The organism is Flavisphingopyxis soli (genome assembly GCF_007995095.1).
Lineage (GTDB): Bacteria > Pseudomonadota > Alphaproteobacteria > Sphingomonadales > Sphingomonadaceae > Flavisphingopyxis > Flavisphingopyxis soli.
Genome location: NZ_VOPY01000001.1, coordinates 797,916 through 820,364 on the forward strand (window position 1 = coordinate 797,916; position 22,449 = coordinate 820,364).

The following is a 22,449-nucleotide window of genomic DNA, read 5'->3' on the forward strand; positions in this document are numbered from 1 at the left end:
CAGATGGTTCTTGGTGCGCTAACACATGGCGGATCAGGTGAATTTGATGAGGGAGGGTTGATTTGAGCACCGGGACATTGACGCGCGCCGATCTGAGCGACTCGATCCATCGCAAGGTCGGGCTTTCCAAAGCCGAAGCGTCCGACATGGTCGAGCATATCCTCGCCTGCATGTGCGGCGCACTGAGCGACGGTGAACAGGTCAAGCTCTCGGGTTTCGGCACCTTCCTGTTGCGCGACAAGGGCGAACGCATCGGCCGCAACCCGAAAACCGGCGTCGAAGTGCCGATCACGCCGCGCCGGGTCATGACGTTCCGCGCCAGCCAGGCGATGCGCGAACGGATCGCACAGGGCAACTAGCAGCATGTCCGCCGCCATCGACAAGGATGATGGCGCGATGCTGACGATCGGCGAACTGAGCGCCGAGCTGGGCCTGCCGACGCATATCCTGCGCTATTGGGAAACCAAGTTCACCGAGCTTCGTCCGCTCCAGAGGTCGGGCAATCGCCGCTATTACCGGCCCGCCGACGTCGCGCTGGCCAAGCGGATCAACGAGCTGCTCAACACGCGCGGCTTCACGATCAAGGGCGCGCAGAAAGAACTGCGCAGCGGCGCGGGGCAAAAGGCGCCGGTAGCAGAGGCGAAAGCTGCGCCACAGGCGCCGCCGCCGACAGCGTCGGCACCTGGCAACATGGCCCCGCTGCGTGCGATACGACGGCGTCTGGCTGAGGCTCTCGCCGCCGCCTGATTTCCGGGCCCCGGCCTAGTATTCGGGGCCGAGCGTCGGGTCGATATCGCGCGGTCGGACGAAGCGTTCGAGCGTGCCGGTGCCGAACCCGGCATCGCTCCAGCTTATGCAGTCGAGCCGCAGGCAGGCAAGCGCACCGGTCGGATATTTTTCCTCGAGGCTGGCATAGACGGTATCGCGCTGGCCTTCGGCCAGCCGCAGCGCCAGTTCCTCGATCCCGGGATTGTGTCCGGCGAGCAGCAGGTGCTTAGCGTCATCGGGGGTTTCGCGGATGATGTCGAGCAACGTCGCGGCGGACGCCAGATAGGCGCGGCGATCCCAGACCGGGTCGGGCCGCGGCGGTTCGAGTTCGGCAAGGAAAATGCCCAGCGTCTCTTCAACGCGCAGCGCGGGCGAGGCGACGACCCAGTCGAAAATCATCAGCCGGTCATGGGCATGCGCGCCCATCTTGCGCGCGGCTTTCTGCCCGCGCGCGTTGAGCGGGCGATCGAAATCGCGCAGCGCGGGATTATCGAGTCCCGATTTGGCATGCCTCAACAGCGTCAAGGATTTCATTGTCCGCTCCCGCCGACATTTTGTCCGCACGCGCGCGCCCTTGCAACAAATCGCACGCAGCGAAAACCCCCTTTAGCCCGATTCGACGCGAGTCTCCACCGGGCTTGGCGCGAAGGTGCGGACCGCCTCGGCGGCTTCGTCGAGCGTCACGCGGCGGATCGGCGTGCCTTCGGGAAAGGCATTGAGCAATCGCGACGGCACGGCCGACGACAGCAGGACGAACTGGCCGAAATCGTCGCGGCGACGGATCAGCCGCCCGAACGCCTGCGCCAGGCGCGCGCGGATCTGGCGATCGTCATAGTCGCTGCCGTCGGCGGCCAGCTTGCGCGCGGCGTGGAGAACGGTGGGTTTCGACCAGGGGACGCCCTCCATGACGACGAGGCGCAGCGAATGACCGGGAACGTCGACGCCGTCGCGCAAGGCGTCGGTGCCGAGCAAGGATGCGTGCGGATCGTCGCGAAAGATGTCGACCAACGTGCCGGTGTCGATCGCATCGACGTGCTGCGCATAGAGCGGCAGGCCTTCGCGCGCGAGCCGGTCGGCGATTCGCGCATGGACGCCGCGCAGGCGCCGGATTGCGGTGAACAGGCCGAGCGTGCCGCCGCCCGCGGCGAGGATCAGCCGGGCATAGCCGCCGGCCAGCGCGGGCAGGTCGCCGCGCTTGATGTCGGTGACGATCAGGACTTCGGAGCGGCGGGCGTAATCGAACGGGCTCGGCGCCTCGAAATGGATCGGCGGCTGGTCGAGATGGACCGCGCCGGTGCGCGCGTCGGCGCCGTCCCAGCCGCCGCCCGCGCGCAATGTCGCTGAAGTCATCAAGACGCCGTGCGCGGGTTTGAGGACGATTTCGGCAACGGGGCGCGTCGGATCGAGCCAGTGGCGGTGGATGCCGGCATCCCATTCGCGCCCATCGCTGCGATCGAGCGCGAACCAGTCGACGAAGTCGGGATCGGCAGGGCCGCCAATCCGCGCGACGAGCGCGATCCACGACGACAGCGTGTCGATCCGCCAGGCGAGGCTGGCAAGCGCGCCTTCGACGCGGGCGCGCGCCTGCGCATCGAGCCAGTCGGGCGCATCCTCGATCACCGCTTCGAGCCGCTTGCCGAGCTGGACCAAGGGACGGTGGATTGCCTCGAGCGCGTTGGCGGCGGTTGCGGCGGCGTCGATCAGGTTGCCGGGGACTTCGGCGATTTCGGTTTCGAGCCCGTAGCCGGCGTCGGCCTGGCTGCGACTGGCGCTCGCGTCGCGCGCGTAGACGAGGCTGCGAACCTGCGCGAGGAGCGCCTCGAGCGGGCCGAATGCGGCGTTTTCCTGGAGTCGCTGGAGCCAGCCGTCGCTCGGCAGCGCCTCGGCGGCGGTCACCGCGGCGGCGATCGCGCGCGCGCCCGCTTCGTCGTAGCTGGCAAGATCGCCGAGCCGCGCGGCGAGACCGCGCCGACGGCCGCGGCTGCGCCCCTCGGGACCGATGACCCAGCGGCGCAGCTCGATCGCTTCCTGTCCGGTCAATGCGGCGGCGAACATCGAATCGGCGGCGTCGAACAGGTGATGGCCTTCGTCGAAAATCAGCCGCGTCGGGCGCGTCGCCGCCTCGCGTCCGCGCGCGGCATTGACCATCACGAGCGCGTGGTTGGCAATGACGATATCGGCGTCGACGCTGGCGCGGACACTCTTTTCGATGAAGCACTTCCGGTAATGCGGGCAGGCGGCATAGATGCACTCGCCGCGACGGTCGGTCAGCGCGGTCGCGCCGGCGCGGCGGAACAATGTCGGCAGCCAGCCGGGCAGGTCGCCGCCGACCATGTCGCCGTCGCGGCTATAGGCGGCCCAGCGCGCGACGAGCTGCGCGAGGATCGCGGCGCGCCCGGCAAAGCCGCCCTGCGTCGCGTCCTCGAGATTGAGCAGGCACAGGTAATTCTCGCGCCCCTTGCGGACAACGACCTTGGCGCGGTGGCTCGCCTCGTCGGGATAGAGGCGGCGCGTTTCGCGCGCGAGCTGCCGCTGCAGCGCCTTGGTAAAGGTCGACACCCAGTATTGCCCGCCCGAAGCCTCGGCCCAGACCGAGGCGGGAGCGAGATAGCCCAGCGTCTTGCCGATCCCCGTGCCCGCTTCGGCAAGGACCATATTGGGCTGGTCGCGCGCCTTGCGCGGGGCGAAGACGGCGCTTGTCGCGCGGGCGTAATCCTGTTGCCCGGTGCGCAGTTCGGCGCTGCTGCCGGTGAGGTCGGTGAGGCGATCGACCGCCGCTTCGGGGGCGGACACGACGGTGCGCGGGGCGGGGCGGGGAGGTTTTTCTTCCCACTCGGCGAGGCGCGAGAACAGCCAGCGCTCGCCGCGTTCGGGCTTGGCGATGCGCTGCGCGATCTCGGCGCCCCACGGCCAGCGCAGGCGATAGAGCGATTGCGCCCCGGTCCACGCGCCTTCGCGTTCGGGCCAGTCGGAATCGTCGAGCGTGGCGAGCAGTTTCTGCGCGGCGATGAGATAGAGCCGCGCCGAGTCGCGGTCCTCGGGCGGCTCGGTGCCGATGCCGAGCGCGCGGGCGAGACCGCCGGGGGTCGGCACCATGAAGCGTGCGGGGTGGATAAAGGCGAACAGTTCGAGCAGGTCGAGTCCCGACAGTTCGGGATAGCCGAGCCGCTGGCCGGTCAGCGGCGCGTTGAGCAGGATCACCGGCGTTTCGGCGGCGATCGCGATCGCTTCGCCCTTGGCGACCTCGCGCACCTCGCCATCGGGCGAGGCGAGCCAGATGCCCGCATGGCTTGCGTGGAGCGCAGGGTAGGCTAGGGGATGGCTCGTCACCGCGCTGCCCTCGCAAATGTGGAACGAAAAGGAAACATGTAAAGTGACCGACCTTCAGACCGCCGCCCGCAATTCCAAGGCCTGGCCGTTCGAAGAAGCGCGCCGGATCGCCAAGCGCTATCCCGACGGAAAGACCGGCCCCGATGGCGCCGCGACGCCGGTGATCTTCGAAACGGGCTACGGGCCGTCGGGCCTGCCGCATATCGGCACGTTCAACGAGGTGCTGCGCACGACGATGGTGCGGCGCGCCTATGAGGCGCTGATCGGGGCCAAGCCAGAAGATAAGGCGACGCGGCTGATCGCGTTCAGCGACGACATGGACGGCCTGCGCAAGGTTCCCGATAATGTGCCGGGTGGCGCTGCGCTGGCAGAGCATCTCGGCAAGCCGCTGACGCGCATTCCCGATCCGTTCGGCACGCATGACAGTTTCGCCGCGCACAACAACGCGATGCTGCGTGATTTCCTCGACCGCTACGGCTTCGACTATGAGTTCGTCAGCTCGACCGACATGTATGCCTCGGGCGCGTTCGACGAAGGTCTGCGCGGCGTGCTTCGACACTATCAGGGCATCATGGACATCATGCTGCCGACGCTGCGCGCCGAACGCGCGGCAACCTATTCGCCGGTGCTGCCGATCTCTCCGGTCAGCGGCGTCGTCCTGCAGGTGCCGGTCACGGTGGTCGATGCCGAGGCGGGGATCGTGCGTTTCGACGATCCCGATGCCGGCACGACCGAACAGTCGATCTTCGGCGGCCAGGCCAAGCTGCAATGGAAGGTCGACTGGGCGATGCGCTGGGTCGCGCTCGGTGTTGACTATGAAATGTACGGCAAGGACCTGACCGACAGCGGCATCCAGTCGGGCAAGATTGCCAAGGTGCTCGGCGGGCGCAAGCCCGAGGGACTGATTTACGAGATGTTCCTCGACGAAAAGGGCGAGAAGATTTCGAAGTCGAAGGGCAATGGCCTCGGCCTCGAAGACTGGCTGAAGTACGGCAGCCAGGACAGCCTGGCGTTCTACATCTACCGCGATCCCAAGTCGGCCAAGCAGCTCCATGCCGGGCTGATCCCGCGCGCGATCGACGAATATCACCAGATGCGCGGCAGCTGGCACGCGCAGGAACTCGACAAGAGGCTCGGCAATCCGGTCCATCACGTCCATTCGGGCGATGTCCCGCCGGCCGACATGCCGGTGCCGTTCTCGCTGTTGCTCAATCTCGTCGCGGTGATGGGCGAACAGGCCGATAGCGACCAGGTCTGGGCCTATCTCAAGAACTACGCGCCCGATGCGTCACCGCAGGCACATCCCGAGCTCGACGCGCTGATCGGCCACGCGCTGGCCTATCATCGCGATCACGTCGCGCACGGGCTGGCGAGGCGCAAGCCCGCCGGCGGAGAAGTCGGCGCGCTCGAGCGGCTCGACAGCGAACTCGCCGGTCTGGGCGACGACGCGAGCGCCGAAGACATCCAGACGATCGTCTACGAGATCGGCAAGGACGAGGCGTTCGGGTTCGACACCCTGCGCGACTGGTTCAAGGCGCTCTACGAAACGCTGCTCGGATCGAGCCAGGGACCGCGCATGGGCAGCTTCATCGCCTTGTACGGCATCGCCAATACGCGCAAATTGATCGCGGAGGCACTCACAGCAGCGGAGGCCGCATGACCAAACGCACTGTCGACGAGCTGGCGATGGACCTGCTCGGCAAGACGATCGGCGAGCTTGAGGACGAAGAGCGCAAGGTCGTGCAACGCATCCATTCGCACACCGCGATCAGCGAGGATGTTGCCGAAATCGCCGATGCGGAGGCGAGTTTCGGTGAGCGTCTGTCCGATCGCGTCGCCGCGGTCGGCGGCAGCTGGGGCTTCATCACCGTCTTCGGCCTCGTCCTGGTTGGCTGGATGGTGCTCAACAGCGAGATTCTCGGCAAGGTCGGGATGGCGTTCGACCCGTATCCGTTCATCTTCCTGAACCTGATGCTGTCGACCGTTGCGGCGATCCAGGCGCCGATCATCATGATGAGCCAGAACCGTGCATCGGCGAAGGATCGCATTGCCGCGGCGCACGATTACGAGGTCAACCTGCGCGCCGAGCTCGAGATCATCCGGCTGCACCAGAAGATCGATGCGCTGCTCCAGATCATCGAACAAAACCGCAAAGTGGACACGAAATGATCGAGATTTTCACGACCGGCGGGACGATCGACAAGGTCTATTTCGACGCCCTGTCGGAGTACCAGGTGGGACCGAGCGCGGTTGCCGCGATCCTGCGCGACAACAACGTCCATGCCCCGCACCGGGTGACGCAGCTGATGCGCAAGGACAGCCTCGAGCTGACCGACGACGATCGCGCCGCGATCTGCCAAGCGGTGGCGGCGAGCGAGGCGGCCCGGATCCTCGTCACCCACGGCACCGACACGATGGTCGAGACGGCACGCGCGCTTGCCGGGATCGAGGGCAAGACGGTCGTGCTGACCGGCGCGCTGCAGCCCGCGACGCTCAAGCACAGCGATGCCGAGTTCAACATCGGCTTCGCGCTCGCCGCGGCGCAGACCTTGTCGCCGGGCGTCTATGTCGCGATGAACGGCCAGGTCCTCGACCCGTCGCGTACCCGCAAGGATCGCGAGGCGGGGCGCTTCGTCGCCGACTGACCGGGCATTACGGGCGCACCACCGAGGCCAGCACCGCACGATAGCTGGGCGCGATCGTCATCCTGGCGTGGTGGTCGGCGGCGAGCAGCGCGTGGACGCGGGGCAGCTTGGCGCACGGCACGCCCATGAAGAGGTGGTGCTCGCTGTGGAAATTGACCCAATAGGGCGCGACCGTCGCGCGCGCGATCATCCCCGCGCGGGTGGTGCGCGCATGGCTGAACGGGTCGCCCGAATCGGTTGGGGTGCAGGCGTGCTCGGCAATGTTGCGGACGCGCAGGAACAGGGGGAAGGTCGTCGCCAGCGCGACGAACCATAGAACGAACGGCCAGACGCCTCCGGTGATCGCGAGCGAGAGGCCCAGCAGTATCGCTTGGACACCGAGGAAGCGCAGCGTCGCCTGGCGAATGAAAAGATTGGCTGTATCGGGCAACGCGGGCTCGTCGTCGGTGGTCGCAGTCGCATCGGCGGGGGCAGGTGTGTCGCCGTCAAATGCAGTCGCGAATTGCGCCAAGCGTTGCTTTGCAAACGTCCGGCCGGTGAGGTCGCGGAGGAATTTCCGGCGCAGGCTGGCGCGGGTGACGGGGAAGGGCGCGCTGAGGCCGAGATCGGGGTCGGCCTGCGTCTGCGTATGGCGGTGGTGGATCAGGTGGTAGGCGCGGTACGCATGCAGGTCGGTGCCAATCGGAGCGGCGCAGAGCCATTGCCCGATACGGTTGTTCCAGCGCCGGTCCCTGACCAGCAGCCCGTGCGCGGCGTCGTGCATCAGGATCGCAAGACCGAGCTGACGGCCGCCGATGATCGCGAGGGTCACCGGCGCGGCGATCAGGCCGAACGGCCATGATAGCTGCCATAACCAGAGCGTCACCGCGATGCTGGCAAGGATGACGAGCCAGGCGTGCGCGATCAGCCAGATGCCATGCCAGCGCGACACGCGCGTCACCGCGACCCAGTCCGTCCGCGCGAAGATGTCGAGCGGGCGGACCGTTGCGACCTTGGCGGGTGCGACCCGGATAGCCGCTGCGTGATTCGCGCTCATGACGGCCGACCCGTCCAAGGCCGCAGAAGTCCCGGCAAGTTCACGCGCTTCACACCGTCCAGGGACGGGTTCACGGGTGTGACCCTGAGCGTGACTTTTGCCGTGTTGGCGAGCGCGGTGAGCATCTGGCACGGCGAGGCGGTAACGACGATCATGGGCGCATCGTACAGATCGCGCCAAGTGTAGGAAAGCGCTTAGCGCGATCAGCCCTGGTCGGCACTCTGGACCGGATCGTTCGGCTGCTTGCCGCCGTCGGTGCGCGTGTCGCCGGGGTTGCCACGCGGCGCATCGGTCGGCGATTTGCCCGTCGCGTTGGCATCGCTGCCCTTCTGCGAATCGACCTGCTTCTGTTGCGAGGGCGCGCCGGTGCTCGAGATGCTCGGGCCGCCGGTGCGGGCGCTGGCGGGATTGGAGTTGGTGTTGGCCATGATAGGGATGCTTCCGGTTGGGGGTGGGTGTGGATTGGTGGGGGCGACTGGCGCGGCCCCCTCTCCGGGCTTCGCTAGGCGCTCGCGCGCCAAGCTACGCCATCCTCTCCCCCTGAAGAGGGAGAGGACCTCGGTTCAGCTGCGCCGGCCGTCGGGTTCCCTGGCGACGCCCTTGAACGGTTCAGTGTCGGACTTGGTGTCCATGAACGCGCCATTGCCGGGGCTGCCGGGATCGCGGTTGCGCTTGGTATAGTGGCCCGTCGCGGGGTTCCTGACCTGGGTGCGGCCCGCGACCGAACCGGTGCGGTGGCCGTCGCCGCTGTTCGTCGCCATGACGTGTCTCCTCGTTCGTGCGGCGCGCGGAGGCGGCGCCTTCGCAACACTAACGCACGGAGGATTCACGATGTTCCAATGGGCGACGCGCTCGGCGCCCCCTCTGCGCTGCGACCAAGGGGCTTCGCCCTCAAGTTTCGCTGCCTCTCCCCCGAAGGGGAGAGGGTTTGGAATTAGGCGCCGCCGCCCGCGGCGATCCAGTCGTCGACCTTCTTTTCGAGCACGGGCAGCGGCAGTGCGCCGGTGCCGAGGATCTGGGCGTGGAAATCGCGGATGTCGAACTTGGCACCGAGCGCCTTTTGCGCCTTGTCCTTGAGCCGCAGGATCGAGAGTGCGCCGATCTTGTAGGCCAGCGCCTGGCTCGGGATCGCGATATAGCGTTCGACCTCGGCAGTGGCGTCGGTTTTGCCCATCGGCGAATTGTCGATCATGTACTGGATCGCCTGATCGCGCGTCCAGCCGTCGGCGTGGATGCCGGTATCGACGACCAGGCGCATCGCGCGCAGCATTTCGTCCGACAGCGTCCCCATGTGCTGATAGGGATCCTTGTAGAGCCCCATCGGATAGCCGAGCGTTTCGGAATAGAGCGCCCAGCCCTCGACATAGGCGGTGTTGCCGCCGAAGCGCATGAACGCCGGAAGCGCCTCGTTTTCCTGCGCCAGGCTGATCTGGAAATGGTGGCCGGGCTCACCCTCGTGGAGGAACAATGTAGTGTTGCCCATGACATTGCGGCTCGGCAGGTCATAGGCGTTGAAATAGAACACGCCGGGGCGCGATCCGTCGGGCGTGCCCGGTTCATAGCTGCCGCCGGCTTCGAATTTCTCGCGAAATTCGGGATAGGGGCGAATTTCGAGGCCCGCCTTGGGGACGAGCGAGAAATAGGTCGGGATCTTGGCCTCGACGACCTTGCCGATGCGGTAATAATCCTGCGTCAGTTCGTCGCGCGTCTTGGGCTGGAGCTTGGGATCGTCACGCAGCGCCTGGAAGAACTGCTTGAGCGTGCCCTTGTAGCCGACCTCGGCCTGGATCTTTTCCATTTCGCCGGTGATCCGCTTGACCTCGCTGAGGCCAAGATTGTGGATATAATCGGCGGTCAGCGGCAGCGTCGTGGTCGATTCGATCAGCTGCTTGTAGAGCTCGGGTCCGCCCTTCATGTATTTGAGGCCGACGCCCTCGCGCGCCTGGGCAAGATACTCGTCGCGCAGGAAATCGCGCAGCCGGGTCAGCGCGGGATAGATGTCGTTGGTAATGCTGGCGCGATAGGCGGCGGTCAGCCGCGCCTTGTCGGCAGCCGAAAAATCATCGGGGAATTGCGTCATCGGCCCCCAATAGGGCGATTCCTCGACGGGCATCTTGAGCTGGGTATCGAGCTGGTCGATGACATTGCGGATCGTCAGCTTGGTCTCGACGACGCCCGATGCCTCGCCCTGTTTGAAGCGCGCGATCGAACGGTCGACAATCCTGACGAAATCGGCGTTGCGCTTGAGGCTGTTGTCGTAGTCGACGAGCGTCTTGAACGGCGCTGCGCCCTTGCCGCTGGCAAAGGTCGGATAGAAGGTGTGCAGGCCGAAAAAGTGGTTGATCGGCCGCACGTCGGTCAGCGCGAGGATTTCGGGGGTGAGGCCCTTGAGCGCCTCGTCCTGGTTATATTTATAGACGTCATAGACAATCTTGTCGGTCGGATCGAGCTTGGCCCGGTCGATCGTCGCGAGCTGTTTGAGATTGTCCTGCGCCGCGCTGCGTTCGGCATCGTTATAGGCATCGGTGTAGAAGTCGCCGAGCCGGTCGGCATAGCGCAGGTCGCCGCGAAATAATGCGCTCATCGGGTTGCGCTTGAGGTTCGCCTCATCATCGGCGGCGAAGATCGCGAACATCCGGTCGTGTTCGGACTGCGCCGATTGCGCCGCAGTTACCGCAGTGCTGGTTTGCGCGGCGACGCCAGTGCCCGCCATCGGTTCGGTCGTCGCGCAGGCGGCGAGCGGGAGCATGAGCGCGAGGATCGAGGTAGAACGGAGCAGGGTCATGACGGGCCTTTCGAAGCGAAGTGTATTGATTGCATAATACAGATGGAAGCGTGCGGCAAGGGCGGCCTGGTTTCGCTCTCCCGCCGCTGGTCGATCAGTCGGCGACCTTGCCGCGGACCATGACCCAGTCGACATGTTCGAGGTCGCGGATGTCGGCGAGCGGATTGCCGTCGACCGCGATGATGTCGGCGCTGTAGCCGGGCGCGAGGCGACCGATTTCGCCGTCGAGACCGAGCAGCTTGGCCGCGCCGGTCGTCGCGGTGGCGAGCGTTTCGGCATTCGACAGGCCGCCGAGATCACGCATCAACGCAAATTCACCCGCGTTGCGGCCATGTTCGTAAACGCCGGCGTCGGTCCCGAAAACGATCGTCACCCCGACATCATGCGCGATGCGCGTCGCCTTGCCGACGACGCCGAGCGTCATGCGGACCTTTTCGGCAACGGCGGGCGTGTAACGGTCCTGCGCTAGGCCTTCGCGGATGCCCGTATAGGCCATCAGCGTCGGCACGAGGACGGTGCCGTGCTTCTTCATCTCGCGCAGCGTCGCCTCGCTGGCGAAGGTGCCGTGCTCGATCGAATCGACGCCGGCGCGAGTCGCGGCAAGGATGCCGGCATCGGCATGGGCATGCGCCGCGACCTTGACGCCGAGGCTGTGCGCGGTGTCGATGATCGCCTTCATCTCTTCGTCGGTGAACGCCTGGCCGAGGCTCTTGTCGCCCTGGCTGAGGACGCCGCCGGTGGCGTGGAACTTGATGAGGTCGGCGCCGCGCGCGACCGCTTCGCGTACGCGGGCGGCGCATTGGACCGCGCCGGTACACAGGTTGGTGAGGTCGAACACTTCGCGCACTTCGGGGCGGAAGCCGGTCGAATCGCCATGACCGCCGATGACCGACAGCGCCGGTCCCGAAGCGAGCATGCGCGGTCCTTCGACCAGTCCCTCATCGATGCCGCGGCGCAGCGCGAATCCGGTCAGTTTGGCCGAGCCGACGTCGCGGACGGTGGTGAAGCCCGCGCGCAGCGTGGCGCGGGCGTTCTTGACGCCGACGATCATGTCCCATTCGGGCGGGTCGACCGCCTCGCGCCAATAGTCGCCGCCGGGATCGAAGGTGAGGTGGACGTGCGCGTCGATCAGTCCGGGCAGCACGGTCTTGTCGCCAAGGTCGACTGTCTTGGCGCCTGCGGGGGCGGGCTGCGTACCATCCGCGATGCTGACGATCCTGCCGTCGGTCACGGTGATCGTCGCGGGGCCGTCGTAAGATGCGCCGGCATCGCGGACGATATGGCCGGCGTGGATGACGGTGGTGTCGGCCAGCGCCGGCGCCGCGAGCGCCAGCGATAGTGCGGCGCAGCCATGCGCCAGAAGCTTTCCGATTGTCATGCGAATCGTCCCCCTGTTCGTGATCGCGGCGAACCTGCAACCGACACCGGGGCGATGCAAGCCGCGATACGAAAACGGGCCGGAAAGTCTCCTTTCCGGCCCGAACGTCGTGCATTGCCGTGAGGCGTTACCAGAAGACGCCGTAGATCACGTCGACGACGCGGCCGCGGCGCGTATCGACGAGCAGCGCGTCGTCGTAATAGCGCACCCAGCGATAGGGGTAGTGCGCGGGCGGTAGGCGGTACTGCCACGGATCGTTGATCGTGTAGCGGCTACCGAAGAACAGCGAACCGATCGAAAAGCCGATGTTGAGCCGGCGATAGCGATAGTCGCGATAGGGCGCGTAATAGCGACCGAGACGATAGGTGCTGCGGTGGTTGTTGCGATAGGTGCGGTAGTCGTAGCGATGGTCGCGACGCCAGTCGCGGCTCCAGTTGCGCTGGTCGCGACGGCTCTCGGTGCGGCGCGCGTCACGGCGGTCGTCATAGCGACGCGCATCGCGGCGGTCGGCGGTGCGGCGCTGGTCGCGATAGCGGTTGACCGCGTTTGCACCCGAACGATCGCGGGTCGTGGTGCGCGTGTCCTCGCGTCGGTCCTGGCGATAGTCTTGACCCCTATCCTGACGATCGCCGCGGCGATAATCGTTCGTCGTCACGCGGGTCTGGGTGGCGCTACGCTGGTCACCGCGCCGTTCGCGGCGAGTGTCCTGCCGATCTTCGCGCCGATCGCTGCGCCGCTCGCGGCGGGCTTCGGCTGGTGGAGCCTGCGCCGCTTGCTGGCGGGCTTCACCGCGCGATCGCTCGCCGCGCTGGGTGGAGCGCTCGGAGCGGTCGCCGCGCTGTCCGCGTCGGTCGTCGCGCTGGGTGAGCGCGATGCGGTTGCTGATTTGTGCGCTGATCCCGGTATCGCTTGCCGCATAAGTGGGCACGAGCGGGGTCAACACGGTTGCGGCTGCAAGCAGACCGCCAAGCAATTTATAAGCCATCAAGGCCTCCTGTGTTTTCGCTTCCCGGGCGGACACAGTGTCCAGTATCGACATAGTTAAGCGCGCGTAGATGGACTCGCGGTGAACTGGACCGCTGGTTCGGTGACAGGCCGATCAATGCTCGGGAGTCAGCGCTGGCACCGCGCGTGCGGCATCCTCGGGCGAGATGCCCGGCGGCGGTGCCGCGGCGATCCGTTCCTCGCCGCGTGCCACGCGTGCGGCAAGCTCGACCGCCTCGTAGACGCGGGGATAGCAGCCGCAGCGGCACAGGTTGGTGATCTCGCGATCGATGTCGCCGCGCGTCGGATTGGGATTCTTTTTGATCAGGACGGCGATCGCCATGATCATGCCCGGGGTGCAAAAGCCGCATTGCGGGACCTGTTTTTCGGCAAACGCCTGCTGCACCGGATGGCCACGATCGCGGCTGAGCGCTTCGATGGTGATCACGAAGCGCCCTTCGACATCGGCCAGGCTGACCTGGCAACTGCGGATCGCCTCGCCGTCGATCATCACGGTACATGCGCCGCAATCGCCGGTGCCGCAGCCGTATTTGGTCCCCGTCAGGTTCGACGCGTCGCGCAACGCCCACAGCAACGGCGTCGCCGGGTCCATGCGATAATCGACCGGACGGTCGTTGACGGTCAGCGCGGTCATTGCGCTATTCGCGCCAGCTGCTGTCGATCTTGTCGATCCGGCGGACCCAGGCGTCGAAATCGGCGCGGCCGGGTTCGGCGCTCGCCTGCGCCATGAAGATGTCGCGCTGGTGGACGTCGATGACCTCCTGGCTGACATGGATCGGTGCGCCCATCGACAGCGTCGCGAGCTGGATCTCGCACGCGCGTTGCAGCGCCCAGTATTGCACGAAGGCGATCGGCAGCGTCATGCCCATGACGACAGGGCCGTGGTTGCGCAGCATCAGGATGCGCTTGTCGCCGAGGTTCTTGAGGAGCCGCTCACCCTCCTCGTCGCGGACGGTAACGCCTTCGAAATCGTGATAGGCGATCCGGCCGATGAAGTTGCAGGCATAGAAATTGGTCGGCAGCAGCCCCGCCTCGGTCGCGCAGACCGCCATCGTCGCCGTCGTGTGCGTGTGGATGATTGCGTGCGCGTCGGGCAGGTTGCGATGGAACACCGCGTGCTGGACGAAGCCGGCGCGATTGACCGGGTAATCGCTGCCGTCGAGGACGTTGCCGTCGATGTCGACCTTGACCAGGTTCGACGCGGTGACTTCGGAAAACAGCAGGCCGAACGGGTTGATCAGGAAGGCGCCGGGCTCATCGGGCAGCTTGACCGTGATGTGGTTGTAGATGCTTTCGGTCCAGCCGAGATGATCGAAGATGCGATAGCAGGCGGCGAGCTCCTGGCGCGCCTTCCATTCGGCGTCCGACATGTCGGGGCGGGTATCGGCGCGGTCGATTGCAGGGGCGGTGGCCATGGGGAACTCCTTTTCGCTGATCACCGGCATAGCGCGGCGCGCGCGCGATTTCGAGCGCTGATGCGCGAGACTGCAGCTCGCGCCTGCGACCGACACGAAAAGGGCCGGGGCATGGTTCCCCGGCCCATGTGACCAGCCGTGCCGCAGTCAACCTAGTTGCGCGAGGGGTAGATCCCATACAGCGCGATGCAGGTCCGCATGGTGAGATAGGGCGGGATATTGGTCTGCGCCTGACCACTGCCGGCATTGGCGTTGACGACGGTCCCGGCGGCCATGTCGTAACCGGCAACCGGCGTCCCCGGCCTGACATAGGTCTTGTCGAGCGTGACACCGAAAGCCGCGCCGTCGGGTTGCTGGTGATTGGCCAGCACCGGACCCGCAGTCTGGACCGATGCGACATGCGTGTGCTGCGGCATCTGGGCCACCGTCATCGTCGTCGTTTCGACACCGCCCGTCTGGCCCAGAGCATAATTGCTCAGCCCTGGGCCCTGTCCCACATGGTTCGCCACGCGCCCGCGCAGGTCGGGGAGCGCGAAGGTGGTCGTTCCGTTACCGCCATAGGTCGTGCCAAGGAGCGAGAACAGGGCGGAGTTCGATGCGATCGATAACAATTGGCCGCTCGCCTCTGCCCAGTCCCTCGGGCAGAAGTTGGCTCCAGTGATCATGAGCTGACCTATGAATGCGTCGCTGGCCTGAGCGTGCGCCGGCGCCGTGCCTGCGACCATGGCCGCTCCGGCCAGAAGACTAGCCGCCAATTTGCTCATTCTCATCGAATTTCTCCGCGACGTAGGTATTCCTGACATGGATCAGGCCAAGCAATATGCTTATCGATTGGGAAGCGATGTCCCGGCGCTTGCAAGTCAAGCTCCCGCGGCCACTAGTTGCGCGAAGGAAAGACCCCCTGCGTCGCAACGCAATATCGCATGGTGAGATAGGGCGGGATATTGGTCTGCGCCTGACCACTGCCGGCATTGGCGTTGACGACGGTCCCGGCGGCCATGTCGTAACTGGCAACCGGCGTGCCCGGCCGGACATAGGTGTTATCGGCCGTGACCCCGAAAGCCGCGCCGTCGGCGCGCCGATGGTTGGCCATTACCGGTCCCGCGGTCTGGACCGATGCGACATGCGTGTGCTGCGGCATCTGGGCCACCGTCATCGTCGTCGTTTCGACACCGCCCGTCTGGCCCTGGGTATAATTGCTCAGTCCTGGGCCCTGCCCCAAATGGATCGGCACGCGTCCGCGCAGGTCGGGCAGTGCGAAGGTCGTGCGACCGTCACCGCCATAGGTAGTGCCAAAAAGCGAGAACAGGGCGGTGTTGCTGGCGATCGCCAGCAATTGACCGTTCGCGTCTGCCCAGCCCCGCGGACAAAACGTAAATCCGACCAAGGCAAGCTGACCCAAGAATGGGTCGCTGGCCTGTGCATGCGCCGGTGCGGCACCTGCGACCATTGCTGCTCCGGCCAGCAGGCTGGCCCCCAATTTGCTCATTCTCATCGAATCTCTCCCCAAAATGCAACGCACGACGCCCGGATCCCGGGCATTTTGCCCGACATAAAACCATTAACGATGACTTTACTATAGAGAAAACGCGCGAGCCGCAAATAGCGGCATCACGATTATTCTGCCTGCAGTCGAATATCGCAGATTGCCACGCCGAACCTGGCGCCACCATTGGATGTCGCATGCGGTTTTTATTTCCAAAGAGCGCAAGATTGTTTCTTGGAACAGGAAGCTGCCCGGTGGTCGCGCGATCGCATCGTGCGATCGCGCAGCCTGTGTTTGGTCATGCCGCATCGGCATGCTCGGCCGCCCCAGACCCGACGCGCGCGTTTTTCGCTTGATGCGGCGGGGGGGCGTTGCTAGGAGCGCGGCGGACGGCGCAAACATGTCTTTGCGACGAAGCCTTGGCTCGCGCTATAATCTGCGAGCCATTCGTGCTATCGAGAGTTTATCGATTCGGCCAAACGCCCCTGCGGCGACCGAATTCGCAGTGATTGGAGTGACGGGAATTTATGCAGATCATCGTTCGCGATAACAATGTCGACCAAGCCTTGCGCGCGCTCAAGAAGAAGCTGCAGCGTGAAGGCGTGTATCGCGAAATGAAGCTGCGCCGGCACTATGAGAAGCCGAGCGAAAAGCGCGCCCGTGAAAAGGCCGCCGCGGTTCGCCGCGCGCGCAAGATGGATCGCAAGCGGATGGAACGCGACGGCAGCTAAGCCCCGCGCGACCCCGGATTCACTTCAGCGAATCACCAAAAGGGCGTCGGACTTCGGTCCGGCGCCTTTTTCTTTGCCCGCGCGCGCGCCTCGGGTTAGGAGCGCGCGCAAGAGTATTTGCCGAAGGAAATCCCAGTGTCGATCACCGCCGTCCCGTTGCGCCCCGTCAAATCGTCCTCGCTGTGGACCTTGTGGATCGGCCTTGCGCTGCTCGTCGCGCTGGCGATCGGCGGTGCCTTTTGGACCGCGCAGGCCTATCAGGGTGTCTCGGTCGAGACGATCAAGCCGGGCACCGGCCCGTCGCCGACCGCCGAGGATGTCGTCCTGGTCAACTACAAGGGCATGCTCGCCGACGGCACCGAATTCGACAGCGGCAAGCAGACGCCGTTCGACCTGCAGCAGATGATCCCGGGCTTTGCCAAGGGCCTCACGCAGATGCAGGCGGGCGGCAAGTACCGGCTGACGATCCCCGCCAAGCTTGGCTACGGCGCCGACGAAAAGCGCAATCCCAAGACCGGCGAAGTCGTCATCCCGGGCAACAGCGACCTCGTTTTCGACGTCGACCTGCTCGAGTTCAAGACGCGCGCCGAGATCGAAGCGCTCCAGCAGCAGATGCAGATGATGCAGCAGCAGATGCAGCAGCAGGGCGGGGCTCCGGGCGCGCCCGGTGCTGCCGGACCGCCGCAGCCCGGCCAGTAAGCCTGACCTAGTTCGCGCGCTTGGCGATTCGGTCGGCGGCGAGCTTGCGCTCGCCGCTCGCGGCGCGTTTCGCGCTGCGATCCGATTTGCTGCCGCGCGCCGATTCGCGTTCGAGCGCGACCTTGATCATCACGACGATCGGATCGGCGAGCATCAGTCCGAGGATGCCGAACAAGGTGCCGAACAGGATCTGCGCGCCGAGCACCAGCGCGGGGGCCAGATCGACCGCGCGCTTGGCGACCATCGGAACGATCAGATAGCCGTCGACCATCTGCACCGCGAGATAGACGCCGATCGCGTAGAGGCCGGTGTCGGTCCCGGCGGAAAAGCCGACGAGGACGATCAGCAGCCCCGACACGATCGCGCCGATATTCGGAATGAAGGCGAGCAGGCCGGTGAGGACGCCGAGCAATGCCGCCATCGGCACGCCGCCGGCCCATAACAGCAGCCAGGTGCCGACGCCCTCGACCGCCATGCCGATCAGCCGCCCGGCCATCAGGCGGCGCAGCGTAAAACCCAGATTGTCCATTGTGCCATAGAAATGGTCGCGTTCGCTCATCGGCAGCATCCACGCGACGCCGCGTTCGTAAAGGCGCGGGTCGATCGCGATGAAGATCGCCAGGACGAACGCCATCACTGCGCTGGTCACGGCGCCGACGAAGTTGCCAAGGAACGTCGTCACCTTGCCGATCGAGCCCATCATCTGCTGCTTGATCTGGGCAATGTCGATGCCGTCGGTGATGCCGCGCGCTGCCGCCCACTGGCCGAGCGTATCGACCTGCTTGACGATCGTCGCCTGGAGTTCGCCAGCCTGCGCCGCGAGCTGTGCCCCGGCGAGGATCGAGATCCAGGCGAGGAAACCGACCGCGGCCAGGATGACGATCGCCAAGCGCCAACCGCGTCCGATCGGCAGGACCCGGCCGAGCAGGCGCGCGCCGCCGTCGAGCATCGCGGCCAGCACGATCGCGGCGAGGATCAGGAGGATCGGCTGGGCGAGAAACCAGACCATCGCGACAAGCACCAGGAGGCCGATCCACACCATCGCCTTCTGGAACTCGCGCCGGACGACCGGATCGCGCATTTCGGTCGGGCCGGGCTGTTCGCGCCGGTTGTCGGTTCCGCTCTCGGCCATCGTATGTCCCTTGTCTGGCGTGGTTATTTTCCTGGTGGTGCCAGCTTAGCGTGCTTTGCGCGGAGCGATAGCCCCGCACGCCCTTCGCGCATCGCCGAGAACCAGCTGACCGGGTTGAACGTCTGCGAACTCCCGTCCAGCGAGAAGGTGACGAATTCGGCGCGGCCGCTGATATTCTCGAACGGGACCGGCCCGTCGAGGCCGAGCGGGCCGGGAAAGCGGCTGTCGGCGCTGCGGTCGCGATTGTCGCCCATCAGGAAGACATGGTCGGCGGGCACCGTGACGGGGCCGAAATTGTCGGCATAGCTGTCGCGTTCCAAATCGATCGTGTTGTAGCTGACGCCGTTGGGCAGCGTTTCGCGGATGATCGGCAGGTCGCAGCTGACGCTGCCGTCGCCATGGGTGACGCGCGCGCCGGGATAGGTGCTTTCAAGGCACGGGTCGTTGGCGTCGATCGCCAGGCTGAGATTGGGCTGCTGTTCGCGTTTGACCGGAACGCCGTTGATGATCAGCGCGCTGTCGCGGACCTCAATCGTGTCGCCGGGCAGGCCGACGACGCGCTTGATGAGGTCGGCGCGGTCGCTGCGCCGTTCGACGACGACGATGTCGCCGCGTTCGGGCAAATGACCGAAAATGCGCCCCTTGAACGGCGGCAGCAGGTGGAAGCTCGCCGAAGCGTAGGAAAAGCCATAGGGATATTTGGTTACCAGCAACCGGTCGCCGACGAGCAGGTTGGGCATCATCGACCCCGACGGGATGTAGAACGGCTTGGCGATGAAGCTGTGGATGCCGAGCACGATCAGGATGATGACGAGGATGCTGCGCAGTTCGCGCCACCAGTTGGTCTTGCCGTCGGTATCGGTTTGGGTGCTGTCAGTCATGCGATTGGGGGTCCGTCGGTAAGGCTTCGATGACGACCAGCGCCTGGGCCCAGGGATGGTCGTCGGTCAGGGTGAGGTGGATATGTGCGGTCATACCGTCGGGAATCATTCGCTCCAAGGCCTGTCTGGCACCGCCTTCGAGAGCGAGCGTCGGCGCGCCCGAGGCTGCGTTGACGACGCCGATGTCCTTCATGAACACGCCGCGGCGAAATCCGGTTCCGACCGCCTTGGAAAACGCCTCCTTGGCAGCGAAGCGCTTGGCATAGGTGCCCGCCGCGGTGAACGGGCGCCGCGCGGCCTTGGCGCGCTCGACCTCGGTAAAGACGCGGGCTTCGAAACGCGTTCCAAAGCGGTCGAGCGACGCCTGGATCCGCTCGATGTTGCACAGGTCGGAACCGAGACCGACGATCATCTTCAATTCCTCCCCGGTACGGGGAGGGGGACCGCGCGCAGCGTGGTGGAGGGGCTAGCGCCGTGATTGCCGCTTGCGCGTCGACCCCTCCACCATCCTGCGGATGGTCCCCCTCCCCATGGATATGGGGAGGAGACGGCCATGCTGCCCGTCACCGCGCTTCGTCCATCAGGCGGCGCATTTCGAGGATTGCCTCGGTGAGGCCGGCGAAGATCGCCTCGCCGATCAGGAAATGGCCGATGTTGAGCTCGGCAAGCTGCGGGATCGCGGCGACGGGAATGACGTTGTCGAAGGTCAGGCCGTGGCCGGCGTGCGGTTCGATGCCGTTCTTGGTCGCGAGCGCGGCGATGTCGGCGATGCGCTTGAGCTCTTCGGTGCGCGCCTCGCCGGTGACATGCGCATAGCGGCCGGTGTGGAATTCGACGACGGGCACGCCTAGCCGCAAAGCCGCGTCGAGCTGTGCCGCGGCGGGTTCGATGAACAGGCTGACGCGGATGCCCGCATCGGCAAGCCGTGCGACATAGGGCGCGAGCAGGTCGTGCTGGCCAGCGGCATCGAGCCCGCCCTCGGTGGTGCGCTCCTCGCGCTTTTCGGGAACGAGGCAGACCGCGTGCGGTTTGTGGCGCAGCGCGATCGCGAGCATTTCGTCGGTCGCCGCCATTTCGAGGTTGAGCGGGATTTCGAGCGTGTCCATGAGCTGCGCGATATCGTCGTCGCGAATGTGGCGGCGGTCCTCGCGCAAATGCGCGGTGATCCCGTCGGCACCGCATTCGGCGGCGAGCAGCGCGGCCTTGACCGGATCGGGATGGTCGCCGCCGCGCGCGTTGCGGATCGTCGCGACGTGGTCGATGTTGACGCCGAGGCGCAGCTTGTGCGGGCCTTCTATGCTCATCAGGCGCGGCTGCCGGGCTTGGTCACGGGGATTGCGGCGAGGTCGGCTGGCACCTCGTCATCGGCATAGCTCGGCACCGAGAGGCGGATCAGCGGATAGAAGGGAACGCCGAGATCGGCTTCGCCGCCCGACCGATCGACGATCGCGGCGGCGGCGATGACCTCGCCGCCCGCGCTGCGAATCGCGGCGATGGCCTCGAGCGACGATTTGCCCGTGGTGACGACGTCTTCCATCATCAGCACCCTGGCACCGGGTTCGAGCGCGAAGCCGCGGCGCAGTTCGAACGTGCCCGTCGGGCGTTCGAGGAACATCGCGTCGAGGCCGAGCGCGCGGCCCATTTCATGCCCCGCGATCACCCCGCCCATCGCCGGCGAGACGACCGCGTCGAGCGCATCGCGCAAATCGGCGGGCAGGCTGGCGGCCAGCGCGTCGCTCAGTCGCGCCGCCCGTGCCGGATTCATCAGGACGCGGGCGCATTGCAGATACTGTGCGCTGTGGCGGCCCGAAGAGAGCAGGAAATGGCCTTCGAGCAAGGCGCCCGATACACGAAATTCGTCGAGCACATCCTCGTCGGTCATGCCGCCAGGGCCTCCATCGCAAATAGCCAAAGATTCTTGGCCTCTGGCGCTTGAGGCCAGCGGCAACCGGGTCTATAGGGCGGCAACCGCCGTGGGGGAAGGGCATAGCGGCAGGCCTCATGCGAGAGCATGAACCTGCCCCAGCGACGCCCCCCACAGTGAACCGAAGAACAGGGTGACAGCCAATCCCATGAAGATTCTCACATCGATTTTATTGAGCCTGGCGGCCGCAGCCATGCCCGCCACCGCTGCCTTGGGTGCGGTTACCGCGCCGCTTCCCGCTGCCGCCGGCGGTGCGCCCGAGACGACCGTCTCGCCCGCAGCGACCGCGTCCGATGCGGCGCAGGCCAATGCGCCCGGCGCGGACGCCGCGCCCGGTTACGCCAACGATCCGTTCCGGCTGAAGCCCGTCGACGGGGTTGGCCAGCCGACCCCGGGCGGAATCGACTTCCAGCCGCAGGTGACCGACAACGGCGCCTACGCCTACTGGATGTCGAACTCGATCCTGTTGCCGCTGATCACCGTCATCTCGCTGCTCGTCCTTGGCCTGCTGCTGTGGGTGATGTTCCGCTATCGCGCGGCCGCCAACCCGGTGCCGTCGAAAACGTCGCACAACACCTTCATCGAAATCCTGTGGACGCTGATCCCGGTCTTCATCCTGCTGGCGATCGCCTATCCGTCGCTGTCGCTGCTCGCGGCGCAGTACAAGCCCGCGCCCAAGGATGCGGTGACGATCAAGGTCACCGGCTACCAGTGGTATTGGGGCTATGAATATCCCGACAACGGCATTCCCGAGATCATCTCGAAAATGCTGCCGCCCGAAGAGGCCGCCAAGATGGGCGAGCCGCGCCAGCTCGCGGTCGACAACCGGATGGTCGTTCCCGTCGGCAAGACGGTGAAATTGCTGATCACCGGGTCGGACGTCATTCACAGCTTCGCGGTTCCCGCACTGTGGACCAAGCTCGACGCGGTCCCCGGCCGGCTCAACGAGACGACCTTCAAGATCAACAAGCCCGGCGTCTATTATGGCCAGTGCAGCGAATTGTGCGGCGTCGATCACGGCTTCATGCCGATCGCGGTCGAGGCACTGCCCCAGGCGCAGTTCGACGCGTGGGTCGCGCGCCAGGGCGGTCATCGCGCCGGCGCCAAGGACCTCGCCAAGCCCGACGTTCCGGCTGAAACCGCGCCTTCGGGCGAAGCTGCCGCGACTGCGGTAGGCGACGACCATGCCAACAATTCGGGCGAGCGCGCAGCGCCCGCCACCGCCCAGTAAAGG

Annotated in this window: 25 protein-coding genes; 8 read left to right on the forward strand and 17 right to left on the reverse strand. The window is 65.9% G+C overall.

Going from position 1 to position 22,449, the window contains the following annotated elements:
- Positions 1 to 62 precede the first annotated feature (62 nt).
- Together FSZ31_RS03875 and FSZ31_RS03880 are read left to right on the forward strand one after the other, a co-directional pair.
- Complete coding sequence (locus FSZ31_RS03875) at positions 63 to 359, forward strand: integration host factor subunit alpha (protein ID WP_147121709.1); 297 nt, start codon at positions 63 to 65, stop codon at positions 357 to 359.
- A 16-nt stretch (positions 360 to 375) separates the two neighbouring features.
- Positions 376 to 747 carry a MerR family transcriptional regulator gene (locus FSZ31_RS03880; RefSeq protein WP_147122539.1) on the forward strand — a complete coding sequence of 124 codons (372 nt, stop codon included), beginning with the start codon at positions 376 to 378 and terminating at the stop codon, positions 745 to 747.
- A gap of 15 nt (positions 748 to 762) precedes the next feature.
- On the opposite strand, the gene FSZ31_RS03885 is transcribed toward FSZ31_RS03880, so the two are convergent.
- Together FSZ31_RS03885 and FSZ31_RS03890 are read right to left on the reverse strand one after the other, a co-directional pair.
- The gene (locus FSZ31_RS03885) at positions 763 to 1,302 is read right to left on the reverse strand and encodes a SixA phosphatase family protein (protein WP_147121710.1); all 540 of its coding nucleotides are present in this window, start codon (positions 1,300 to 1,302) and stop codon (positions 763 to 765) included.
- A 72-nt stretch (positions 1,303 to 1,374) separates the two neighbouring features.
- On the reverse strand, positions 1,375 to 4,098 hold the full coding sequence (locus tag FSZ31_RS03890) for an ATP-dependent DNA helicase (RefSeq protein ID WP_147121711.1): 2,724 nt from the start codon (positions 4,096 to 4,098) through the stop codon (positions 1,375 to 1,377).
- A gap of 43 nt (positions 4,099 to 4,141) precedes the next feature.
- Here FSZ31_RS03890 and FSZ31_RS03895 point away from each other — a divergent pair, with 43 nt between their 5' ends.
- From FSZ31_RS03895 to FSZ31_RS03905, 3 genes are read left to right on the forward strand one after another with little or no spacing between them, the layout of a single operon-like run.
- On the forward strand, positions 4,142 to 5,758 hold the full coding sequence (locus FSZ31_RS03895; RefSeq protein ID WP_236643649.1) for a lysine--tRNA ligase: 1,617 nt from the start codon (positions 4,142 to 4,144) through the stop codon (positions 5,756 to 5,758).
- Complete coding sequence (locus FSZ31_RS03900) at positions 5,755 to 6,267, forward strand: DUF1003 domain-containing protein (RefSeq protein ID WP_147121713.1); 513 nt, start codon at positions 5,755 to 5,757, stop codon at positions 6,265 to 6,267. The genes FSZ31_RS03895 and FSZ31_RS03900 overlap by 4 nt, the downstream gene beginning before the upstream one ends.
- Positions 6,264 to 6,743 (forward strand): asparaginase domain-containing protein, encoded by a 480-nt coding sequence (locus FSZ31_RS03905; RefSeq protein ID WP_147121714.1) that lies wholly within the window; start codon positions 6,264 to 6,266, stop codon positions 6,741 to 6,743. The genes FSZ31_RS03900 and FSZ31_RS03905 overlap by 4 nt, the downstream gene beginning before the upstream one ends.
- Positions 6,744 to 6,750: 7 nt before the next feature.
- Here the strand turns inward: FSZ31_RS03905 and FSZ31_RS03910 are convergent, their stop codons facing one another.
- From FSZ31_RS03910 to FSZ31_RS03955, 10 genes are all read right to left on the reverse strand, one after another.
- Positions 6,751 to 7,779 carry a fatty acid desaturase family protein gene (locus FSZ31_RS03910; protein ID WP_147121715.1) on the reverse strand — a complete coding sequence of 343 codons (1,029 nt, stop codon included), beginning with the start codon at positions 7,777 to 7,779 and terminating at the stop codon, positions 6,751 to 6,753.
- Positions 7,780 to 7,982: 203 nt separating this feature from the next.
- Positions 7,983 to 8,207 (reverse strand): hypothetical protein, encoded by a 225-nt coding sequence (locus tag FSZ31_RS03915; protein ID WP_147121716.1) that lies wholly within the window; start codon positions 8,205 to 8,207, stop codon positions 7,983 to 7,985.
- A 135-nt stretch (positions 8,208 to 8,342) separates the two neighbouring features.
- Positions 8,343 to 8,540, reverse strand: a complete 198-nt coding sequence (locus FSZ31_RS03920) for a hypothetical protein (protein ID WP_147121717.1) — start codon at positions 8,538 to 8,540, stop codon at positions 8,343 to 8,345.
- Positions 8,541 to 8,713: 173 nt separating this feature from the next.
- The gene (locus FSZ31_RS03925; RefSeq protein WP_147121718.1) at positions 8,714 to 10,564 is read right to left on the reverse strand and encodes a DUF885 domain-containing protein; all 1,851 of its coding nucleotides are present in this window, start codon (positions 10,562 to 10,564) and stop codon (positions 8,714 to 8,716) included.
- A gap of 94 nt (positions 10,565 to 10,658) precedes the next feature.
- A complete protein-coding gene (locus FSZ31_RS03930; RefSeq protein WP_147121719.1) occupies positions 10,659 to 11,942 on the reverse strand; it encodes a metal-dependent hydrolase family protein in 1,284 nt (427 codons plus the stop codon).
- Positions 11,943 to 12,069: 127 nt separating this feature from the next.
- The gene (locus tag FSZ31_RS03935; protein WP_236643650.1) at positions 12,070 to 12,927 is read right to left on the reverse strand and encodes an RcnB family protein; all 858 of its coding nucleotides are present in this window, start codon (positions 12,925 to 12,927) and stop codon (positions 12,070 to 12,072) included.
- Between the two features lie 114 nt (positions 12,928 to 13,041).
- Positions 13,042 to 13,581: a (2Fe-2S)-binding protein gene (locus tag FSZ31_RS03940; protein WP_147121721.1), complete on the reverse strand. Its 540-nt coding sequence runs from the start codon at positions 13,579 to 13,581 to the stop codon at positions 13,042 to 13,044.
- Positions 13,582 to 13,585: 4 nt separating this feature from the next.
- Positions 13,586 to 14,362, reverse strand: coding sequence for a class II aldolase/adducin family protein (locus tag FSZ31_RS03945; RefSeq protein WP_147121722.1), 777 nt, complete (start codon positions 14,360 to 14,362; stop codon positions 13,586 to 13,588).
- A gap of 152 nt (positions 14,363 to 14,514) precedes the next feature.
- Positions 14,515 to 15,027 (reverse strand): phage tail protein, encoded by a 513-nt coding sequence (locus FSZ31_RS03950; RefSeq protein ID WP_236643651.1) that lies wholly within the window; start codon positions 15,025 to 15,027, stop codon positions 14,515 to 14,517.
- A gap of 212 nt (positions 15,028 to 15,239) precedes the next feature.
- A complete protein-coding gene (locus FSZ31_RS03955) occupies positions 15,240 to 15,851 on the reverse strand; it encodes a phage tail protein (protein WP_236643652.1) in 612 nt (203 codons plus the stop codon).
- Between the two features lie 524 nt (positions 15,852 to 16,375).
- On the opposite strand from FSZ31_RS03955, the gene rpsU reads away from it, so the two are divergent.
- Both rpsU and FSZ31_RS03965 read left to right on the forward strand, forming a co-directional pair.
- Positions 16,376 to 16,579: a 30S ribosomal protein S21 gene (gene rpsU / locus FSZ31_RS03960; protein ID WP_147121724.1), complete on the forward strand. Its 204-nt coding sequence runs from the start codon at positions 16,376 to 16,378 to the stop codon at positions 16,577 to 16,579.
- 135 nt (positions 16,580 to 16,714) lie between these two features.
- A complete protein-coding gene (locus FSZ31_RS03965; RefSeq protein ID WP_147121725.1) occupies positions 16,715 to 17,278 on the forward strand; it encodes an FKBP-type peptidyl-prolyl cis-trans isomerase in 564 nt (187 codons plus the stop codon).
- Between the two features lie 7 nt (positions 17,279 to 17,285).
- Here FSZ31_RS03965 and FSZ31_RS03970 read toward each other — a convergent pair whose 3' ends face one another.
- The 5 genes from FSZ31_RS03970 to pyrE form a co-directional block, all read right to left on the reverse strand.
- Complete coding sequence (locus tag FSZ31_RS03970; protein ID WP_147121726.1) at positions 17,286 to 18,410, reverse strand: AI-2E family transporter; 1,125 nt, start codon at positions 18,408 to 18,410, stop codon at positions 17,286 to 17,288.
- Between the two features lie 23 nt (positions 18,411 to 18,433).
- Positions 18,434 to 19,291 carry a signal peptidase I gene (gene lepB, locus FSZ31_RS03975; protein ID WP_147121727.1) on the reverse strand — a complete coding sequence of 286 codons (858 nt, stop codon included), beginning with the start codon at positions 19,289 to 19,291 and terminating at the stop codon, positions 18,434 to 18,436.
- Positions 19,284 to 19,703 carry a holo-ACP synthase gene (acpS, locus tag FSZ31_RS03980; protein WP_147121728.1) on the reverse strand — a complete coding sequence of 140 codons (420 nt, stop codon included), beginning with the start codon at positions 19,701 to 19,703 and terminating at the stop codon, positions 19,284 to 19,286. Before acpS ends, lepB begins: the two co-directional genes overlap by 8 nt.
- Positions 19,704 to 19,854: 151 nt before the next feature.
- Positions 19,855 to 20,595: a pyridoxine 5'-phosphate synthase gene (locus FSZ31_RS03985; protein ID WP_147121729.1), complete on the reverse strand. Its 741-nt coding sequence runs from the start codon at positions 20,593 to 20,595 to the stop codon at positions 19,855 to 19,857.
- The gene (pyrE, locus tag FSZ31_RS03990) at positions 20,595 to 21,173 is read right to left on the reverse strand and encodes an orotate phosphoribosyltransferase (protein ID WP_147121730.1); all 579 of its coding nucleotides are present in this window, start codon (positions 21,171 to 21,173) and stop codon (positions 20,595 to 20,597) included. The genes FSZ31_RS03985 and pyrE overlap by 1 nt, the downstream gene beginning before the upstream one ends.
- Positions 21,174 to 21,363: 190 nt before the next feature.
- Between pyrE and coxB the strand changes: the two genes are divergently transcribed.
- A complete protein-coding gene (gene coxB / locus FSZ31_RS03995) occupies positions 21,364 to 22,446 on the forward strand; it encodes a cytochrome c oxidase subunit II (RefSeq protein WP_147121731.1) in 1,083 nt (360 codons plus the stop codon).
- Positions 22,447 to 22,449: the final 3 nt, after the last annotated feature.

Bases quoted from the DNA above. Each gene is read 5' to 3' on its own strand.
- FSZ31_RS03885 (WP_147121710.1), bottom strand. From the start codon at position 1,302: ATGAAATCCTTGACGCTGTTGAGGCATGCCAAATCGGGACTCGATAAT.
- FSZ31_RS03900 (WP_147121713.1), top strand. From the start codon at position 5,755: ATGACCAAACGCACTGTCGACGAGCTGGCGATGGACCTGCTCGGCAAG.
- FSZ31_RS03905 (WP_147121714.1), top strand. From the start codon at position 6,264: ATGATCGAGATTTTCACGACCGGCGGGACGATCGACAAGGTCTATTTC.
- FSZ31_RS03910 (WP_147121715.1), bottom strand. From the start codon at position 7,779: ATGAGCGCGAATCACGCAGCGGCTATCCGGGTCGCACCCGCCAAGGTC.
- FSZ31_RS03915 (WP_147121716.1), bottom strand. From the start codon at position 8,207: ATGGCCAACACCAACTCCAATCCCGCCAGCGCCCGCACCGGCGGCCCG.
- FSZ31_RS03920 (WP_147121717.1), bottom strand. From the start codon at position 8,540: ATGGCGACGAACAGCGGCGACGGCCACCGCACCGGTTCGGTCGCGGGC.
- FSZ31_RS03925 (WP_147121718.1), bottom strand. From the start codon at position 10,564: ATGACCCTGCTCCGTTCTACCTCGATCCTCGCGCTCATGCTCCCGCTC.
- FSZ31_RS03930 (WP_147121719.1), bottom strand. From the start codon at position 11,942: ATGACAATCGGAAAGCTTCTGGCGCATGGCTGCGCCGCACTATCGCTG.
- FSZ31_RS03935 (WP_236643650.1), bottom strand. From the start codon at position 12,927: ATGGCTTATAAATTGCTTGGCGGTCTGCTTGCAGCCGCAACCGTGTTG.
- FSZ31_RS03940 (WP_147121721.1), bottom strand. From the start codon at position 13,581: ATGACCGCGCTGACCGTCAACGACCGTCCGGTCGATTATCGCATGGAC.
- FSZ31_RS03945 (WP_147121722.1), bottom strand. From the start codon at position 14,362: ATGGCCACCGCCCCTGCAATCGACCGCGCCGATACCCGCCCCGACATG.
- FSZ31_RS03950 (WP_236643651.1), bottom strand. From the start codon at position 15,027: ATGATCACTGGAGCCAACTTCTGCCCGAGGGACTGGGCAGAGGCGAGC.
- FSZ31_RS03955 (WP_236643652.1), bottom strand. From the start codon at position 15,851: ATGAGCAAATTGGGGGCCAGCCTGCTGGCCGGAGCAGCAATGGTCGCA.
- rpsU (WP_147121724.1), top strand. From the start codon at position 16,376: ATGCAGATCATCGTTCGCGATAACAATGTCGACCAAGCCTTGCGCGCG.
- FSZ31_RS03970 (WP_147121726.1), bottom strand. From the start codon at position 18,410: ATGGCCGAGAGCGGAACCGACAACCGGCGCGAACAGCCCGGCCCGACC.
- lepB (WP_147121727.1), bottom strand. From the start codon at position 19,291: ATGACTGACAGCACCCAAACCGATACCGACGGCAAGACCAACTGGTGG.
- acpS (WP_147121728.1), bottom strand. From the start codon at position 19,703: ATGATCGTCGGTCTCGGTTCCGACCTGTGCAACATCGAGCGGATCCAG.
- FSZ31_RS03985 (WP_147121729.1), bottom strand. From the start codon at position 20,595: ATGAGCATAGAAGGCCCGCACAAGCTGCGCCTCGGCGTCAACATCGAC.
- pyrE (WP_147121730.1), bottom strand. From the start codon at position 21,173: ATGACCGACGAGGATGTGCTCGACGAATTTCGTGTATCGGGCGCCTTG.
- coxB (WP_147121731.1), top strand. From the start codon at position 21,364: ATGAAGATTCTCACATCGATTTTATTGAGCCTGGCGGCCGCAGCCATG.